The sequence below is a fragment of the Enterococcus sp. DIV1298c genome, assembly GCF_017316315.1.
Classification (GTDB): Bacteria; Bacillota; Bacilli; order Lactobacillales; family Enterococcaceae; genus Enterococcus_B; species Enterococcus_B mangumiae.
Genome location: NZ_JAFLWG010000020.1, coordinates 1 through 18,037 on the forward strand (window position 1 = coordinate 1; position 18,037 = coordinate 18,037).

Consider the following 18,037-nt stretch of genomic DNA (forward strand, 5'->3'; position numbering starts at 1 on the left):
CCTGTTGCTAAACCTAGAACTTTCGCACCATTTTCCATTCCATTTTTAATTATCTCAAAAGCTTTTTTTCCGCCTTCTTCAGCATTTTTCACACGAATGATTTCCATAACGATTACTCCTTTTATTTTGGTATAGCCCAATTATAGCATCTTTATTTCAAAATGACAATATCTGTATAGACCAAATAGAGAAAAAATATTTATTACACGAGTAATTAGCATTATTTCCCTTACTATAATAATTACCTGATAATTTGAAAATTAATAGTAGATAAATAAAACTGATCACATAATCTTCTAGTTAAGAGAATGACTCTAGCTGGTCTTGAAATTCTGTTGAAAGAATATGGATCGATGGTTTCTTTTTTATCTGTACAACTAGTTTTTTTTCGATTAAATTTTGACTGATTTGTTTTAGTTTAGGATAAGATATGTTAAGGTGCTTTCTTAATTCTATATCCGTAATATATTCATTTACCTCATTATATAAATGACCTTGAATCAGTACAAATAGTACTTCAACCGTATCTTTGTCTTTCAAATCTAATTTATTAAGGACATTAACTGCATTATCTAATTTAGCTTTTGCTGTCTGTAACTCTTCGATTACTTTTGTTTGTCCATTAATAATCAATTGATACATATTTTGGACAAACAAAGTCAAATCCGCTTTATTTCTCGGATTTGAAACTTCTGCAAATAACTTTCCATAAGTTTTTTTGTCATGTGTGATCGCATTTGAAATTGTGATTCCTGTTAAAAAATCTAATTTTCTAGAAAGATAATTTGAAATTAAAAATCTTCCCATCCGACCATTACCATCGTAGAAAGGATGAATATACTCAAAATAGTAATGTGTAATCACGCATTTTAATAAAAAAGGAATATCTTTCCTGTTCATAAATAAAACGAGATTATTTAAATCTCTTATTATTGTTTCCTCATTAGGATTACCTTGATGAACTCGTTTATCCTCAGATCCTATATAGACTACTTCCTTTCTGAATAACTGACCATCTGGTTGATCCTCTTCTGGAATATCTTTACTAAATAATTCATCGTATATATTTCTTATTTTCACAATATCGTGAATTTCTTCATACCCAGATTCACCCAAGTTCATGTACATATTTACTATTCCTTTAAATCTAACTATTTCATCACTATTTCTTTTCCTAATTGCTGTTCCGATTTCTTTTCTTGTACTTCGCACACCTTCAATATCATTTGTTGACTTTATTTCATCAATAATTTGAGAATTAAAAATATTTCTCTGGATAATTGGGGGAAGCATACTAATATATCTTTCAATTTCTGATGAATTTTTTTGAATTTTTTCTTTCAGGTTTTCATGTTCTAATAATGGTATGTAAAACAACTCATAACTTTCTGTTGTAATCCGCTGCTGCCGATCAAAAGGATGGATATTAAGTCCAGTCTTAAAAGTGGAAAAAAAGTTAAACCTAAGCTGATATTCTTCCTCAAACTTATTTCTATTTTCATAAAAAGTAATTTTTAATGGTTTATAGCTCATTTTTATCACTTCTCCCTCAATCTATTTTAATAAAAATAGCATTTATTAAAATAGATTGCAATATTGGTTTAGTAATCTACATATAAATTCATAATTATGCTAAAAAAAAATACCAACTAAACAAAGGGTTGGTCCTCTACTTTAGTTGGTATTCTAGATTTATTATACCGATCTTATTCTATCTCTATCTTCTTTTATTAGGATAGACAACTGCTTGAAAGCAAAAAGCACACAACTGAAAAACCAATCCTGTAACAGTTACTCCTGTCCAACCATAATGTTGCCACATCACTGAACCTAATAAAGAACCTGTCGCTCCGCCAATAAAATACATAAACATAAAAATCGTGTTGTTTCGATTGCTCGTTGCTTCCCCAAGTCCTTGCACTCTACTTTGATTCGCTACTTGTCCAAACTGATTGCCGACATCTAACAATATGATTGCAACTAATAAAACAGCGATATAATCACCAGCAATGAATAGGGCAAGAAAACTGATCGTCTGCATCACTAAGCCCATTCCAACGATTCTTCTTTCAGAGTATGAATCTGCCAATCGACCGACGATTGGTGCAGCTACCGCACCAGATAAGCCAAAAATCGCCAAGATTCCTGCTTCAAAGGTTCCCCAACCATAAGCTGGACTACTGATATAAAAAATCAAGGTCGACCAAAAAAGCGAAAACGTACCAAACATAAAAAAGCCATTGATCGCTGCTTCACGTAACAATCGTTGATGTTTGACAAGCTTCGGTAAGCTTTTTAACGATTCAAGATAAGACACTGTTGATTCTTTTTCTAACGTCCCTTGTGTTCTCGGCAGTTTTAAATAGAGTAAAAAAGTCAACGCTGCGACTAGGAAAAGCGCAAACAGATAAACACTACGCCATGAGAACCAACTAGCAAGTAATCCCGAGACTGTTCGAGAAAGCAAGATTCCCATCAGTAAACCACTCAGTAAGACGCCCATCGTTTTTCCTCGTGCAGCTGGTCCAGCAAGTACCGCTCCATAAGGAATAATGATTTGCGGTACGATCGACAATAGCCCGATCAAGAAAGATGCAACCGCAAATAAAGCAAAGTTTGGTGCAAAGAAAGCGGCTAACAAAGATAGCGCAGATAACCCTGCCATACGAATGATCAATTTAGGTCGATCCACGACATCTCCCAGTGGAACTAAAAATAATAAACCTAAAGCATAGCCAAGTTGAGTCAGCATGGTCAATAAACCGACAGCACTCGTACTGACTGACAAATTCGCCGCTACTTTAGTGCCAATCGGTTGGATGTAGTACATATTGGCAACGACTACCCCACAGGTGATCGCTAATAATAAAATCAATGATTTCGAAAGCGGTGTTTGCTTATTTGTTTCCATCAGATTCCCCCATTTCCTTTCTTAGTTTACAACTTCTAAGAATAATTGAAAACAGGAAGGCTTAAATAAAATAGTATAAGTTATTTAACAGCGTGTTTTCTACGATCTCGATAGATAATAATCACTAAAACAGTTAAAACTAACACACTAGCTACCAACAGAATCGCTTTTATATGTTTCCCATGAAACAATGCTTCTCCGCCACACGCGTATAAAAGTGAGGATGGTACGACACCAATAAGGATCGACAAGACTAACTCACGAATCGAAAGATTTAAAGATGTGGCGGCAAAATTAACCACGGAAGATGGGATCACCGGCACCATATAACCGATCATCACACCTATTTTTGGATGTTTCATCCGTCTGATTGCTTTGACCCAACGATTCTCTTTTTTGCTATGGTCCACAAAAGATACATGTTGCATCAAGGCGATTGATAGTATATTTCCAAGTGCATTGCCTGATACGTTGATCGCTGTTCCTAGCAATGGTCCATAACTTAAACCGACGAGTACGCCAATCACAGAAGTTGGAATACCGGGAACCGCGCACATCAAACTGATCAGCACAACCAAAATGATTGCTGCTGTAACCCCATGAGAACGGATCTCCGTCATCCACTCTTTCCGACTTGCTTGTGGATCGAGCAATAAATGGATATCTGTTCGATATTGTAAATAAAGATGATAACCAACAAACAGAATCAACAGTAAACCTATCCCAATCAATGTATAGCGAATATGTTGCTTTTTCATAACGACTTCTCCTTCTACTTAGTCATACTCATTGTTAGTTTATCATTATATAAAAAAAGTGTTAACCTCTTGAGGTTAACACCTTTATAATAAAATTATTTAAGCATTTCAGAATAAATCCTTCCACGCCCAACGTTCCAACACGTTGTTTCTACATATTTTATGTTATCGCTATACATATGTATTGTCAAGAGAAAATCACTCGATTTTGTATGAATTAAGCAACATCCTTAATAAACGGAAAAAATAATAGATATCATTATCCTTAGGTAAATAATCAAATCGATCGATACTTCTGATAGTTAAATTTAATAATTCTTTATGACGAAATTTTCTAGTCCCTATACCTTTAACAAAAAAATCATGTGCATAAAGAACTGCTACAATATCATGAACTTTTACACATCTATAAAAAGCTTCGCCTATCTTGGCTTTTTTACAATAATCACTAATAATCCTATTTGGATGTTCTAATTCATTTCTACTTAAATAAAATAGTAATGGATTATTGTGAGCACAACTATTTCTAATTCTTTTTACAGCGTGTATGATTCCACTCATGCGTCGGATTTCAAATTCAGTTATAGAATATTTTTTAAAATAAAATTCAAATAATCTAGTAAATTCACCAAAACTCATTACCTCTACAAGAACCCAAATTGAAAGGGAATCTTTATGTGCTTCGTATAATTTCCTTTGATAATGACTTTTCTCTTTAATTTTATGTAAAATTTTTTCTCTGTTCATCTCGTAAGAAGTTGTTAAAGTAGAGTGAAAAAATTTATTAACTATCTTATACCCATCTTCATTTAGATTTTCAGTGATATGTGTTATTAGGAAAGTTTTCATCGCATGCTCAATATCTAAAGTTGCTGTTAAAAGTATATATCTTAATTGCATATCCACACTCGCTAAATCTGTTAGATAGCTAAATTCTAAATTTACATATTTGCCATCTGCATCTCTTTTAAAATTTCGCCTATACACAGTCAATTTATAATAGTAATTTAAGTTGCTTAGAATTTTCTTAGCCTCACTCTTATTCATTATATTAAATCCTATCCCCTTTAAAACTAACTCATCTATAAGGTCCTCAAAAGATGCTTTAGGATGTCTTAGTATTGCTTCATTCTTTCCCTTCTCTTCTAATGCTTCTTTAACAGTAAATAATTTTTGTTTGACTTTATCATCCATCATTGATTTCCTTTCTCCATGAAAATAGATGTAGTTATAGATAAATTTTTCACTGAGTACTTAAAAGAAGTATATCATTATAGATCAACTATTAAAAATAAATCTAGAGTATCTACTTAACTTTCAAAAAAATTTGCTATTTTGAAATTATATCAACTTTTCCTAAATACGTATCCTACTGAAAAATAAATAAATTCAAAAGATAATAATATTCATGGATTTGGTCATACTCATTGTAGTCTGTTATTTGCAGCTGCTTTATCTTTAAAAGAGGGACAAGAACTTCTTCGCCATTCAGATATTCATACAACAATGAATATTTACACCCATGCAATCAAAAAACAAAAAACAATCCGCCGATAAATTCGCACAATAGATTAAGTTTCTAGAAGTATGGTCAAAAAAATAAAAAACACCGAAATCCTCTCATATCAAGGATTCCGGTGCATAATAATTAATGAAAATTATTTAACTGTTACAGAAGCGCCAACTTCTTCAAGTTTAGCTTTTAATTCTTCAGCTTCTTCTTTAGAAACGCCTTCTTTAACTGGTGCAGGAGCGCCGTCAACTACTGCTTTAGCTTCTTTCAAGCCTAAGCCAGTTGCTTCACGAACTGCTTTGATAACTTTAACTTTTTGGTCTCCAGCTGCAGTTAATTCTACAGTGAATTCAGTTTGTTCTTCAGCAGCAGCACCGCCACCAGCAGCAACTGCAGCTACAGGAGCAGCAGCAGATACGCCAAATTCTTCTTCAATAGCTTTAACTAGGTCGTTAAGTTCTAGGATAGTTGCTTCTTTTAACTCAGCAACGATGTTTTCAATGTTCAATGCCATTTTTGTTTCCTCCATTTTAAATGTTCTTTTTTTATTTATTGATCATGCTATGCGGCGATTAAGCTGCATCTCCATCTTCTTTTTCTGCGACTGCGTTGATAGCGTAAGCCACGTTGCGGACTGGCGCTTGTAGTACAGATAGCAACATAGATAGAAGTCCTTCGCGGTTTGGCAATTTTGCCAATGCCGTGATTTCTTCCAATGAAGATACTTTACCTTCGATGATACCGCCTTTGATTTCTAATGCTTTTGCTTCTTTAGCAAATTCGTCCATGATTTTCGCTGGTGCTACTACGTCTTCGTTACTGAATGCAACGGCTGTAGGTCCAGTGAAAACTTCGTCCATGCCATCTAGGCCTGCTTTTTTAGCTGCACGTGAAAGGATAGAGTTTTTGATAACTTTCATTTCAACGTTCGCTTCACGAAGTTGTTTACGTAAGCGTGTTACTTCATCAACAGTTAATCCACGGTAGTCAACTACGACTACAGAAGCTGCTTCTGTAAATTTTGCACTTACTTCATCAACGATTGCTGCTTTTTTTGCGATAATTGCTTCACTCATTTTTGAGTTTCACCTCCTGAATTTTGATGGAAGAGTTTCTTACGATTGAATCATTTGTGCCTCATCTAATCACTACGTTCTTAGTGATTCAGCTCGCTTGCCTCGAAAGGACACTCCTTTCGCTCCACTCAACGAGTATTGTTCATCATCTAATCACTTCGTTCTTAGTGATTCACAACAAAAAACTCTATGCCACCGTAGACATAGAGGGACTATTGAATATATTCAATAAACGTCCTCGGTAGGAAATTAAGGCTAAGCCACCTACTGTCTTCGGTACAAGTTAATTATTAACCTCAACTAGCTTAGCACGCTAAGCTAGTTGAGTCAAGAATTATTTTTCAGTTGGATCAATCAACGTCCTAATCGATGGATTAGAAAGAAGCTTGGTCTACATGGATACCAGGTCCAAATGTTGTTGTTACAGTAATGTTTTTCATGTATTGACCTTTAGCTGCTGATGGTTTAGCTTTCACTAATACATCATGGATCGCAGCAAAGTTTTCAACTAATTTTTCGTTGTCGAAAGAAACTTTACCGATTGGTACATGGATGTTTCCAGCTTTGTCAACGCGGTAAGTTACTTTACCAGCTTTTACTTCGTTTACAGCTTTTGTTACGTCCATTGTTACAGTACCAGTTTTAGGGTTTGGCATTAAGCCTTTAGGTCCTAATACACGTCCTAGACGACCTACAGTAGCCATCATATCAGGTGTTGCAACAACTACGTCAAAGTCAAACCATCCATTTTGGATTTTTTGAACCATGTCGTCGTCACCAACGAAGTCTGCACCAGCTGCTTCAGCTTCTTTTGCTTTGTCTCCTTTAGCAAATACTAAAACAGTTTGTGTTTTACCAGTTCCGTTTGGTAATACAACAGCTCCACGGATTTGTTGGTCTGCTTTTTTAGGGTCTACGTTTAGACGGTATGCAACTTCAACTGTTGCATCAAATTTAGCAATGTTTGTTTCTTTTGCTAATGCTACTGCTTCAGCAACAGAATAAACTTTACTTGAATCAACTTTTTTCAATGCTTCTTGCATTTTTTTGCTCTTTTTAGCCATTTTGGTTCCTCCTTGATTGTGGTTATAACGGTTGTACCTCCCACGTGTTCCGTATCTTTCAATACAGAGCCAACTGAGAAGCTACTTTCTTAGGGTGCAGAAGATTATTCTACAGTGATCCCCATGCTTCGTGCAGTTCCTTCAACCATGCGCATTGCTGCTTCAACGTTAGCTGCGTTTAGGTCTTCCATTTTTAATTCAGCGATTTCTTTTACTTGATCGCTAGAAACTTTAGCAACTTTAGTTTTGTTTGGTTCGCCTGAACCTTTTTCGATTTTCGCTGCTTTTTTCAATAATACTGCAGCTGGTGGTGTTTTTGTAACGAATGTGAATGAACGATCTTCGTATACAGAAATCACAACTGGAATGATCAAACCTGCTTGATCAGCTGTACGAGCATTGAATTCTTTTGTGAATCCCATGATGTTGATACCCGCTTGACCTAGCGCAGGACCTACTGGGGGAGCTGGAGTTGCTTTACCTGCAGGGATTTGCAATTTAACGATTTTTTCTACTTTCTTTGCCACGAGACATACCTCCTTAAGTCCGTGATGTGGTTAATTGGAGATGCATATTTCTCCTCCCACGTACTGTCAGTTGATCCTAAAATCAATCGACATATCATGTACATAACGAATGCACACTGATACAGTATAGCAAATTTTTCTTTTTTTTCAACATTTTTTTCTAATTATTTTCAGCTTCCTCCAAATAAAAGCTAAATTTCTCGTTAAAACATGTATAAAAGTCTTTATAAATCGCTTATTTATGCTAAACTTACGCCTGTATGAAGCGAATATATACGAAAATAACCAAGTCTTCTATTCTAATGAGGTGAAATAATGAAAGAATTAAAGTACAGAAGTGTATTTGATATTATCGGCCCTGTAATGATTGGGCCAAGCAGCTCGCATACCGCTGGGGCTGCAAGGATCGGAAAGATCGTTCGAAGTATTTTTGGTGAGCAACCAGATTCTGTTGACATCTACCTTTATGAGTCTTTTGCAAAAACGTATCGTGGACATGGCACCGATATTGCCTTGGTCGGCGGGTTGTTAGGTATGGAACCAGATGATTCTCGTTTAGCTGACTCTTTGAAATTAGCACATGAAGCTGGCATGGAAGTTTTGTTTGTGCCGAAAAATGAGAAAGCGGATCATCCCAATTCGGTCAAAATGTTGCTAAAAAAAGGGAATCGAAAATTGTCTGTGACAGGTATCTCCATTGGCGGAGGCAATATCCAGATCTCTGAATTGAATGGTTTCAAGATTTCATTAAGCATGGGAACGCCAACTTTGATCATCGTTCACCAAGATGTTCCTGGAATGATCGCTAAAGTGACGAATATTCTTTCAGAAACCAACACCAACATTGGAACAATGACGGTTACCCGTGAATCAAAAGGGGAAAATGCCATCATGATCATTGAAGTAGATGATCGCCAAGTAGAAGACACAGTAAAAAAACTGAAGCAATTGCCAAATATTGACAGTGTCAATTATTTCGAGTAAAGGAGCAGACGAGGTATGTTTTTATCAATTGAAGAATTAGTCCAACAAGCACAACACTACCCTAGCGTTGCTGAATTGATGATTGCGATCGAAATGGAGATGAATGGCCGTTCTCGTGAACAGATCATTTCCATCATGGAAAAAAATCTAGCGGTAATGGAACAGTCGATTGCAGAAGGCAATGAAGGAGTGACCTCCGTTACAGGGATCACGGGTGGTGACGCAAAGAAAATGGACGACTACCTTTCTCATGATGATTTTCTGAGCGGCGAAACGATTTTGACAGCCGTCCGTAATGCGATTGCGGTGAATGAAGTCAACGCAAAAATGGGGTTGATCTGTGCAACCCCTACTGCCGGTAGTGCTGGGGTCGTTCCTGGTGTCTTGATGGCCGTACGTGATCGTTTGCAATTAACACACGAACAGCAACTCGACTTTTTGTTTACAGCTGGTGCTTTTGGCTTAGTCATCGCAAACAATGCGTCGATCAGTGGAGCTGAAGGCGGTTGTCAAGCAGAAGTCGGTTCTGCGAGTGCGATGGCTTCCGCTGCCTTAGTTTGTGCGAAAAACGGTACGCCTCATCAAGCGGCTCAAGCGGTGGCGATCACATTGAAAAATATGATGGGCTTGATCTGTGATCCTGTTGCCGGGCTTGTAGAAGTGCCTTGCGTGAAACGAAATGCTTTAGGTTCGTCACAAGCTTTCATTTCAGCTGATATGGCTTTAGCTGGCATCGAAAGCGTGATCCCACCTGATGAAGTGGTGGCTGCCATGTATCAAGTGGGTCGACAAATGCCTTCTATTTTTAAAGAAACCGCAGAAGGTGGACTGGCAGTGACCCCTACAGCGAAACGATTAACGAAAGAAATCTTAGAAAGACAAGTATAGTCATCCTTTTTCTGCAAGTTGGAACAAAGACTGCACAACAAGTTTTTTATCTCCTAAAGACATGCCGAATAACCATGGGAGCAGATTTGCTTTTCCCATGGTCATTCGGTTTCTTTTTACATTCTCTGCTTTGCTTCAAAAACAAATTGCTCCATCTGTTCATAAAGGTTTGCTTTGATTTTTTTTAAGTCGTGATGGACCAATTGATGATCACGTACGAGCTGTTTCCCATCCACCCATACATGTGCCACGTTGGAAGCATTCGCTGAGTAAACTAACGCAGAATAAGGATCAAAAATCGGAAACATGTTCACAGACTGTGTTTCAACGATAATAAAATCGGCTTTATTCCCTACGGCAAGCTGGCCAGTTTCTTTAAAGTCCAGCAATTCTGCCCCTCCTCTTGTTGCTAAGCGGACGATTTCCTTCGCTGGAAAAAGTGCGCGATCTTTTTCAAAGGTTTTATGGAAATTAGCAAATAGCTTCATTTGCGTAAAGAGATCTAACGTATTGCCACTACTTGGGCCGTCTGTACCTAAACCGACAGTCAAGCCAGCAGAAAGCATTTCTTTTACTGGCGCTACCCCTTTAGCCGACTTTGTATTCGCGCCGATGCAATGGGCAATACCGACTTTCTCTCCTGCTGCAGCAACTAAAGCAATATCTGCTTCTGTCATATGGATACAGTGTGCCATGATCAATGGTCGTTCCATAAAACCCAGTTCTTTCAATAGCTCAAAAGGCGTTTGTTGATAACGTTCCGCCAATTCTTTCATTTCGTAATCCATTTCTGCGACATGTAGAGTGATCGGCACATCGAATCGTTTACTCAATTCAACTGTCTGTTTCAATCCTTCATACGTATTGGTATTTGGCGCATGTGGCGCAAGAGCTGGCGTGATCAACGGATGCCCTTGCCATTTCGGCAGGAACGTTTCACTGTAGGTCAACCCGCCAGATGGCTCTGGATTATCACAGACAGGCATATCAATGATCGTTTCGCCAAGGACCGCACGAATCTTAAATTGATCACACACTTGCGCGACTTGATCTTCAAAATAGTACATATCACAAAAACCAGTCACACCACTAAGTAACATTTCACTGATTGCATAAGCGGTGCTTGCTGCCACTAGCTCTGGTGTCATGTAAGCTTCTAATGGAAACAAGAAACGGCGCAACCGATCTGGGACATCATCACCTAAAGATCGAAAAGGAATCATGCCAGCATGCGTATGTGTATTCACGAACCCTGGCAATAAGATACCACCCTCTCCATCAATTACTTCTTCCGCAGAGGCGATCCCTTCTTGCCATATGCCCAACTCAAGTACACGGTTTTCTTCTATTAACAGATAACCATTTTTATATTCAGTCAGTTGATCATCCATTGTTAGGATATGAACATTTTTTATCAAGGTTCTCATAATAGAACCCCATCTTCTGGGAAAATCAATGGATAAAATTCTTGTGTTTTCGTATTCATCATCCCTTTATCAGTCATTTTGATTGCAGGTGAAACTGGCAATGATAATGTGGAAAACGACATGATCTCATTCATATTTTTGTAGCCTAGATTTTGCATTTCTCTACGCACAGATTTCAAATCTTGTCCTAACTCTTCAATCGGCGCTTGCGAAACGATACCGCCGATCGGCAGAGGGCAGGTCGCTGCTAATTCCCCATCATTGACTACCACATAGCCCCCTTGTAATTCCAACAATTTTTGCTGCGCCAACAGAATATTTTGGGCGTTATTCCCCATCACCATCACGTTATGATGATCATGCGCCCAAGTTGTCGCAATACTCCCTGGTTTTGAAATAGGTTCTTCCATCAAAGCATAAGCAACGTTGCCATTTTTCCCATAGCGTTCCATGACGATCAACAAGGCGCAGTCCGAATTTTCCCAATCGAGATACCCCTCTTTGACCGGAATTTCCTTCGTGATTCGTTCCGTAAATGTTCCAATCTCATGTTTCCGAATGACATTACAACGGACACTTGGCAACTCTGTTTTGACCGCTAAGCGGAGATCGTCTAACGAAAGTTGTTTACAATGAACTGTTTGACTATATGAATCAGGAAACTGTTCAATTTTTTCTGGATAACGGATCGTGTCACCTTTCTGGTAGACTTCTTTTCCCGATTTAAAGACCGCAGAAATAGAGAATGACGTTAAATCATCTAACAGAATAAAATCAGCCAATCGACCCGGACCGATCAATCCACGATCATTCAACCCCATTCTGCGAGCTGGCGTAAAAGTTGTCATATAGATTGCTTGCTCAATCGGTAGGCCTGCCTCCACTGCTTTTTTCAGATTTTCATTTAAATGCCCAGTCAGCAGATCGTCCGCCATCACATCATCTGTGATGATACACGCATAGTCATAGTACTCATTTTCTGTGATCACCGCCATGTTTTCTGGTGTGATCGATTTGTTTTGAAATTGGATGAACATGCCGTTCTCAATTTTTTCTGCTAAAGACTCTGGAAACTGATGCGTATGATCGGAAGAAATCCCACTATACATAAACGCGGCCAATTCTTCTTCGTAAATTTTAGGGCAATGGCCTTCCAATGGCATCGTTGGTCGTTTTTCCTTACATAGATCAATGATTTGGCGGATCAATGATGTTGGTTCATGTGCAATACCATGGAAGTTCATTGCTTCTCCTAAACAGATCACTTTTGGATTGTCTAATAGTTTTTCTGTTTCAGCTAACCCGATGATTCCTCCAGTTGTTTCTAGTTCCGGTGTGGTGGAAGGAACAGATGACGGAATCGCATGGAAAATATCAAGCTCCGTTTCGGCATTCATGAATTCAGTCAGGCCCTCAAGCCCAAAAACATTTGCCATCTCATGCGCATCCGCAATCACCGTCGTCACGCCAAACGGCAAAACGGCTTTTGAAAAAATACTTGGCGTAGTCATCGAACTTTCAATGTGCATATGGCTGTCGATCAAACCAGGAATCATATATTTGCCTCGTCCATCTATTTCTTGAAGAATCTCCAAGTGACGAATATCCTTTGCTGTAACGTAATAAAACTTTTCACCACTGACAGTGACATGTTTCTTTTCAAAACATTGTTTGGCTGTGTTGAATACTTGAGCATCTCTAATCAGTAAGTCAATCTTCACCTTTGTCTTCCTCTCTTTTATTCCCGTTAGACAAGAATAGGGGGTTGTGCGCTTTCGTCACAACCACCCCAATGTGTATTTTTTCAATGATTTCCGTTGTTAGGAAACTGTTTATTGGTTGATCAAACGATTCCAGCGATCGATCCAATCAGTCATTTGACTATTAACGAAATCAAAGTCGATATTTTTTGCACGATCAGCAACTGCGCCATAAGTCATATTGCCAGCTTCTTCTTCACTTAATTCGACTTTATCATTTGTCGGTGCTTCATTTAATGAAAGTGCTTTTGTTTTTTGTGATTCTTCACTAATTCTGTAGTTGATGAATGAGTATGCTAGTTCTTTATTCGCTGCTTCTTTTGGAATGTTGATCGTATTGTAGTTTGCGTATGTGCCACTTTCAGGAACAACGTATTCGATCGTATCGGAGTCTCCTTTGACAATATCATAAGCAAAATCCATGACGATTGCAGCTTCGATTTCTCCTGCTTGGAACATGTTTGCTAAGTCAGAAGATCGTGCATAGGTCTTAACGATGTTTGGTTTCAATTCTTCTAAAGCTTCAAATGCTGCTTCACCATTGTCATCTTCGATCGCTACACCTGCATGATCACTTGCAATGTACATCATCAATGGGCCAGCAGTTGTTGTAATTTCAGGAATCGAGATTTTTCCTTCTAATGCAGCATCCCAAAGGTCTGACCAGCTAGTAATTTCTTTACCGACTTTTTCTCTGTCGTAAACGATACCCACACTGTTGACTGCAATCGGCACACCCGCACCACTATCAAAAACTTCCTTCGCACCTTCAGTCAAATCTGCTAAATTCGGGATTTTTGATTCATCTAGTTTTTCAAATAATTCTTGAGAAGCACCATCCGCTGAATTTGCTTGTGCTAACTCAATCACATCAATTCCTCTAGGATTGCTGATTAGTTTGTTGAAGCGATCGCCACTGTTCCCTAGATCCATCGTGATTTTCGCATCAAATTCTTTTTCAAAAGGATCCATGACATCGCTTTTCACGATATCTTCGCTCAATCCAAATGTCGATACAACTAAATCTTTTGACTCTTTTGCTTCTGAAGAATTGGTTTCAGATCCTCCTCCGCAAGCTGTTAATACAAACATACTTGCTAAAACTACTGAACTTACTAGAAAGCCTCTTTTCACTTCTTTTTCCCCTTTTCTTTACTTATTTATCTTCCAAAAGAACGATTTTATCTTTTGGGAAATGCAGGTCGATTTGATCTCCTGCTTGGTAAATTTGTTTATCCGTACCGTTTACTAAGAATTTGCCTAAATCTGTCGCTACTTCATACTGGTAACTTTTCCCTAGAAATGTTCTGACTTTCACTTCACCTTTTACAAGATTATGTGTCGCATCAGAAGCAATTTCGATATCTTCGGGACGGATCGTCGCTACCAATCGCTCCGCTACTGGTTGTTCATAAGGTGTTTCAATGACATTTCCGGCAGCTTGATAGCGAATACTTTCGATCTGCTCAACTGGAAAGAAATTTTCAAAGCCGATAAAATGTGCAACAAAGCGTGTTTTGGGATGTCGATAGATCGTTTCAGGTGTATCATATTGCTCGATTACGCCATTATTCATGACCGCTACTTTATCAGAAATAGAGAAACACTCTTCTTGATCGTGGGTCACAAAAACTGTGGTAATACCAAGTTGCTGTTGGATACGTTTGATCTCGATCCGCATTTGGACACGTAGTTTCGCATCTAAATTACTTAATGGTTCGTCTAACAATAGTAACTTAGGTTCAATAACCAATGCTCGGGCTAAGGCCACTCGTTGGCGTTGTCCACCTGAGAGTTGTTTCGGGTAACGATCACCTAACTGTTCTAAGCCACAGATCGCTAACATATCTGCTACTTTCTTCGCAATATCTGCTTTGTTTTCTTTACGCAATTTCAAACCGAAAGCGACATTTTCAGCAATTGTTAAATGAGGAAACAACGCATAGCTTTGAAATACCATACCAAAATTGCGTTTATGCACAGGAACTTTCACTAGTTCTTGATCTTCCAAAACAAAAGAGCCATCATTTGGTGAAATCAAGCCGGCAATCACACGTAGCGTCGTTGTTTTCCCGCAACCACTAGGACCTAATAAAGATACTAGCTCTCCTTTTTCCATTGAAATCGATAAATCTTCTAATATATTTTGTTTTCCGTCATAACTCACACGGATGTTGTTCAAATTTACAAAACTCACGGTTCTCCCCCTCATAATTTCCAGTCATTCTCAAGTATTCTTCGATTCCTTCACATTTAAGCGATCGAAGCTAAACCTAACGTTTTCTCAATAATAAACATCAAGAAAACTGTTAATACCATGATCATCACTGAAATCGCCGACACAGTCGGATCATACGTATATTCAATGTAGCTCAATAATGAAGTCGGCAACATCGTTACTCCAGGTCCAGATAAAAACATCGAAACTGGTACATTATTGAATGAGTTTACAAAAGCCAACATAAATGCAGCAAATATTCCAGAGGAAACATTTGGTAAAACGACTTGCATAAATGCGCGTGTTTTGGTGCATCCTAGTGTCCACGCAACTTCTTCAATCGAAAAATCTAACTGCTCCATACTTGAACCGACCACCCGAATGATATACGGTAAGCTGATCAAAAAATGGCCAATCAATAAAGCTTGGATCACCGGTAGATTAAACTTGATCACGATGTATTGGAACAAGGAGTAACCGACGACTATTCCCGGAATCATCGTTGGTGATAAAAAGAAATTTTTAAATAATTGTTTGCTTTTCATGTGGTAACGAGAAAGGGCATAAGAAGTTGGCACACCGACTAGTAAAGCTAACAAAGTCGCACCTACCCCAATACTTAAACTCAATTTAAAGCTGTTCATGAATGTTTCAGAACTTAGTGCTTTTGTGTACCATTCTAATGAAAATCCATCAATAGGAAATTGTATCGTTGATGATTGACCGAAAGAAGTCACAACAATAATCACTAATGGTAAAAATAAAAACGCAAAAACTAATACTGCGATGATCGTCATCCCTTTTTGCTTACGCATGATTCATTTCCCTCCGATCCAAACGTGCAGCAATCATATTCAAGCCTTTATTCACAATCAAGGTAGTCACGATCATGATCAATGCAATGACACTGGCTGAAGTCCAATCACCTAAAGTCGATGCTTTCTGGTATAAGAAAGTCGCCATCATCATATTTTGGTTTCCACCTAAAAGTTGCGGTGTCGTGTAAGCAGTCAATGTTCCTGTGAACACTAAAATACTGCCAACGATCACGCCAGGGATACAAAGTGGCATCACGATTTTGTAGAACGTTTTAAACGGACTTGCCCCTAATGTTTCAGCAGCCTCAAGTGTTTCTTTCTCAATATTTTCCATCACACCTACAAGTGTCATGACCATGGTAGGTAAGAATAAATAAACAGAACCGATAATAATTGCAAACTCTGTGTATAGTAAGGCGATGGGTTGTTCGATCAGTCCGATTCGCATCAAGAAATTATTGATCACTCCTGATCTTCCAAGAATATTGATCCAGGCAAAACTGCGGATAACTGAATTCGTCAATAATGGAAACATCGTCATCGCCATCAATAGGCTTTTCCACTTTTTCCCCACACCTGCAATAAAATAGGCAGTTGGAATTCCTAAAACGGCAGAAATCAACGTCACGATCGCCGAAACGCGAATCGTTCGAAGAAAGATCCTCAAATTGAAATCATCTGTCAGAAAACTAGTATAAGCACTCAGACTAGCTCCTGCTTCAGTAAAAATGGTTGGCCATATAATATTGACCAGTGGCAAAATCATAAAAAATAATAGTAAGATCGTTCCAGGTGCAATGATCAAATACGGAACATTCTTCTTCATTTCTCTCCCCCTCATTCGTGTTCTGTCTCATTATAAGAAAAAATACGAACATTTTCAAGAAAACTTTGTAATTTATTCAGAAAAAACACTAGTTATATGAAATAAATCCTGAAAATCCTGTATTTATCCGTTTTATACAGGTACACTTTTGAGAGTTTTATTGGATTTTTGTAATCTAACTCTATTTATTAAACGATTATTTATCAAATATGCGATTTAACTATCAAAAGTGTTGAGAAATACATCGCAATCGAAACTAAAAAATAAGCAAATGAAAAAGCAAAAAGAGCAATTAACGAACATTCATTTAAAAACGTTCGTTAATTGCTCTTTTTATCGCGATCAGATATTCCATAAAAACTGGCTAACTTCTCGATCCACTTCTTCATTTTCATGAAGCATACTATGTGAAGCCCCTTCGCCTTCTTCGACCTTTTCCGTTACAGGATTTCCATGCTGTTTCAATAAAGCATTAACCGCTAATGCACTATTTAACGGAACCGTTCCGTCACTTAGGTCCGTTTCACTCAACTGCCCTGCAAGCAATAAAAATTGTGTATCACTAGGGAGATTTCCTATCAATGATTGATAGTCTTGATACCGCGAAGACACTACAGCCGGTCCATTTTCGAGTAGCTCCGCCAACCCCTGACCGCTATCATCCACGAAATCATTGAAGGGCGCACCTAACGCTACAAACTTTTGGACTTGCGGTAAAGCTTGCTCTTGTCCATAAGTGACCAGATAGCGCAGTCCACTGACACCGCCCATAGAATGTCCAACAATGTTGACTTTGTCGATTTGGTAAGTTGTCTGCAAATAAACCAGACAAGCACGAATCCATTCCGTTTGATTCCATTCATTATTTTCATTATCTTCAAAAAGCACTTGGACCATTGGATTCGTTGCTTGTTTTGATAATGCACCTTGCGCTTGAACGTTTCCATTGACATCCACAGTCAACACGATTTCTTGCTGCCCTTTATTTTCCGTCTCTAAACGCTCCAGCATTCCTTTAAATGAATTGACTGTTCCTTTATAGCCATGAATAAATAGCGTCGGTACAGTCCCCTTTTCTACTGAATCTACTTGACTTGTCGTTGTTGTTTCAGTGGATGTAGTTTCTTTTGAGGTTGTGTTTTCTTGCTTTTGACACCCCGCTAGGAACAGCAACACAAACAACACCACACCACTCAACACGAGATTGATGTTTCCTTTATTACGTTGCACCATTTCACTCACTCCTTTCGTACAAGACAAAAAGAGC

The 18,037-nt window shown here is 38.2% G+C and carries 17 protein-coding genes, 2 pseudogenes and 1 other annotated feature; of the genes and pseudogenes, 3 read left to right on the plus strand and 16 right to left on the minus strand.

The features are described from left to right. From JZO83_RS05615 to JZO83_RS05635, 5 genes and pseudogenes are all read right to left on the minus strand, one after another. A pseudogene (locus tag JZO83_RS05615) lies at positions 1 to 107 on the minus strand (glucosamine-6-phosphate deaminase); the annotation flags it as partial. A 193-nt stretch (positions 108 to 300) separates the two neighbouring features. Then, entirely contained in the window at positions 301 to 1,533 is a 1,233-nt protein-coding gene (locus JZO83_RS05620; RefSeq protein WP_207115195.1) for a Fic family protein, read from the minus strand. A gap of 184 nt (positions 1,534 to 1,717) precedes the next feature. After that, entirely contained in the window at positions 1,718 to 2,911 is a 1,194-nt protein-coding gene (locus tag JZO83_RS05625; RefSeq protein WP_207115196.1) for an MFS transporter, read from the minus strand. An 80-nt stretch (positions 2,912 to 2,991) separates the two neighbouring features. Beyond that, positions 2,992 to 3,669, minus strand: a complete 678-nt coding sequence (locus JZO83_RS05630) for a VTT domain-containing protein (RefSeq protein WP_207115197.1) — start codon at positions 3,667 to 3,669, stop codon at positions 2,992 to 2,994. A 198-nt stretch (positions 3,670 to 3,867) separates the two neighbouring features. After that, positions 3,868 to 4,863 carry an Abi family protein gene (locus JZO83_RS05635; protein WP_207115198.1) on the minus strand — a complete coding sequence of 332 codons (996 nt, stop codon included), beginning with the start codon at positions 4,861 to 4,863 and terminating at the stop codon, positions 3,868 to 3,870. Positions 4,864 to 5,073: 210 nt separating this feature from the next. Between JZO83_RS05635 and JZO83_RS14385 the strand changes: the two are divergent. Next, positions 5,074 to 5,239, plus strand: a pseudogene (locus JZO83_RS14385) (site-specific integrase); the annotation flags it as partial. A gap of 88 nt (positions 5,240 to 5,327) precedes the next feature. On the opposite strand, the gene rplL reads toward JZO83_RS14385, so the two are convergent. The 4 genes from rplL to rplK form a co-directional block, all read right to left on the minus strand. Beyond that, entirely contained in the window at positions 5,328 to 5,696 is a 369-nt protein-coding gene (gene rplL, locus JZO83_RS05640) for a 50S ribosomal protein L7/L12 (RefSeq protein ID WP_010734285.1), read from the minus strand. Between the two features lie 58 nt (positions 5,697 to 5,754). Continuing rightward, positions 5,755 to 6,258 carry a 50S ribosomal protein L10 gene (gene rplJ, locus JZO83_RS05645; RefSeq protein WP_206854838.1) on the minus strand — a complete coding sequence of 168 codons (504 nt, stop codon included), beginning with the start codon at positions 6,256 to 6,258 and terminating at the stop codon, positions 5,755 to 5,757. Between the two features lie 169 nt (positions 6,259 to 6,427). Next, positions 6,428 to 6,553 (minus strand) — a sequence feature (ribosomal protein L10 leader region). A gap of 79 nt (positions 6,554 to 6,632) precedes the next feature. Beyond that, positions 6,633 to 7,322: a 50S ribosomal protein L1 gene (gene rplA / locus JZO83_RS05650; protein WP_206854840.1), complete on the minus strand. Its 690-nt coding sequence runs from the start codon at positions 7,320 to 7,322 to the stop codon at positions 6,633 to 6,635. A gap of 104 nt (positions 7,323 to 7,426) precedes the next feature. Continuing rightward, the gene (rplK, locus tag JZO83_RS05655; protein WP_016624597.1) at positions 7,427 to 7,849 is read right to left on the minus strand and encodes a 50S ribosomal protein L11; all 423 of its coding nucleotides are present in this window, start codon (positions 7,847 to 7,849) and stop codon (positions 7,427 to 7,429) included. A 315-nt stretch (positions 7,850 to 8,164) separates the two neighbouring features. Here rplK and sdaAB point away from each other — a divergent pair, with 315 nt between their 5' ends. Together sdaAB and sdaAA are read left to right on the plus strand one after the other, a co-directional pair. Then, positions 8,165 to 8,833 carry an L-serine ammonia-lyase, iron-sulfur-dependent subunit beta gene (sdaAB, locus tag JZO83_RS05660; protein WP_206854842.1) on the plus strand — a complete coding sequence of 223 codons (669 nt, stop codon included), beginning with the start codon at positions 8,165 to 8,167 and terminating at the stop codon, positions 8,831 to 8,833. Positions 8,834 to 8,848: 15 nt separating this feature from the next. Next, entirely contained in the window at positions 8,849 to 9,721 is an 873-nt protein-coding gene (gene sdaAA, locus JZO83_RS05665; RefSeq protein WP_207115199.1) for an L-serine ammonia-lyase, iron-sulfur-dependent, subunit alpha, read from the plus strand. A gap of 116 nt (positions 9,722 to 9,837) precedes the next feature. On the opposite strand, the gene JZO83_RS05670 is transcribed toward sdaAA, so the two are convergent. From JZO83_RS05670 to JZO83_RS05700, 7 genes are all read right to left on the minus strand, one after another. Continuing rightward, positions 9,838 to 11,148 (minus strand): amidohydrolase, encoded by a 1,311-nt coding sequence (locus JZO83_RS05670; protein ID WP_207115200.1) that lies wholly within the window; start codon positions 11,146 to 11,148, stop codon positions 9,838 to 9,840. After that, a complete protein-coding gene (locus JZO83_RS05675) occupies positions 11,145 to 12,869 on the minus strand; it encodes an adenine deaminase C-terminal domain-containing protein (RefSeq protein WP_207115201.1) in 1,725 nt (574 codons plus the stop codon). Before JZO83_RS05675 ends, JZO83_RS05670 begins: the two co-directional genes overlap by 4 nt. A gap of 111 nt (positions 12,870 to 12,980) precedes the next feature. After that, positions 12,981 to 14,042, minus strand: a complete 1,062-nt coding sequence (locus JZO83_RS05680; protein ID WP_207115202.1) for an ABC transporter substrate-binding protein — start codon at positions 14,040 to 14,042, stop codon at positions 12,981 to 12,983. A gap of 22 nt (positions 14,043 to 14,064) precedes the next feature. Then, positions 14,065 to 15,105, minus strand: coding sequence for an ABC transporter ATP-binding protein (locus JZO83_RS05685; RefSeq protein ID WP_207115203.1), 1,041 nt, complete (start codon positions 15,103 to 15,105; stop codon positions 14,065 to 14,067). Between the two features lie 56 nt (positions 15,106 to 15,161). Further along, positions 15,162 to 15,941: an ABC transporter permease gene (locus tag JZO83_RS05690; protein WP_206854857.1), complete on the minus strand. Its 780-nt coding sequence runs from the start codon at positions 15,939 to 15,941 to the stop codon at positions 15,162 to 15,164. After that, the gene (locus JZO83_RS05695; protein WP_206854860.1) at positions 15,934 to 16,770 is read right to left on the minus strand and encodes an ABC transporter permease; all 837 of its coding nucleotides are present in this window, start codon (positions 16,768 to 16,770) and stop codon (positions 15,934 to 15,936) included. Before JZO83_RS05695 ends, JZO83_RS05690 begins: the two co-directional genes overlap by 8 nt. A 342-nt stretch (positions 16,771 to 17,112) precedes the next feature. After that, complete coding sequence (locus tag JZO83_RS05700) at positions 17,113 to 18,003, minus strand: alpha/beta fold hydrolase (RefSeq protein ID WP_207115204.1); 891 nt, start codon at positions 18,001 to 18,003, stop codon at positions 17,113 to 17,115. Between the last annotated feature and the right edge of the window lie 34 nt (positions 18,004 to 18,037).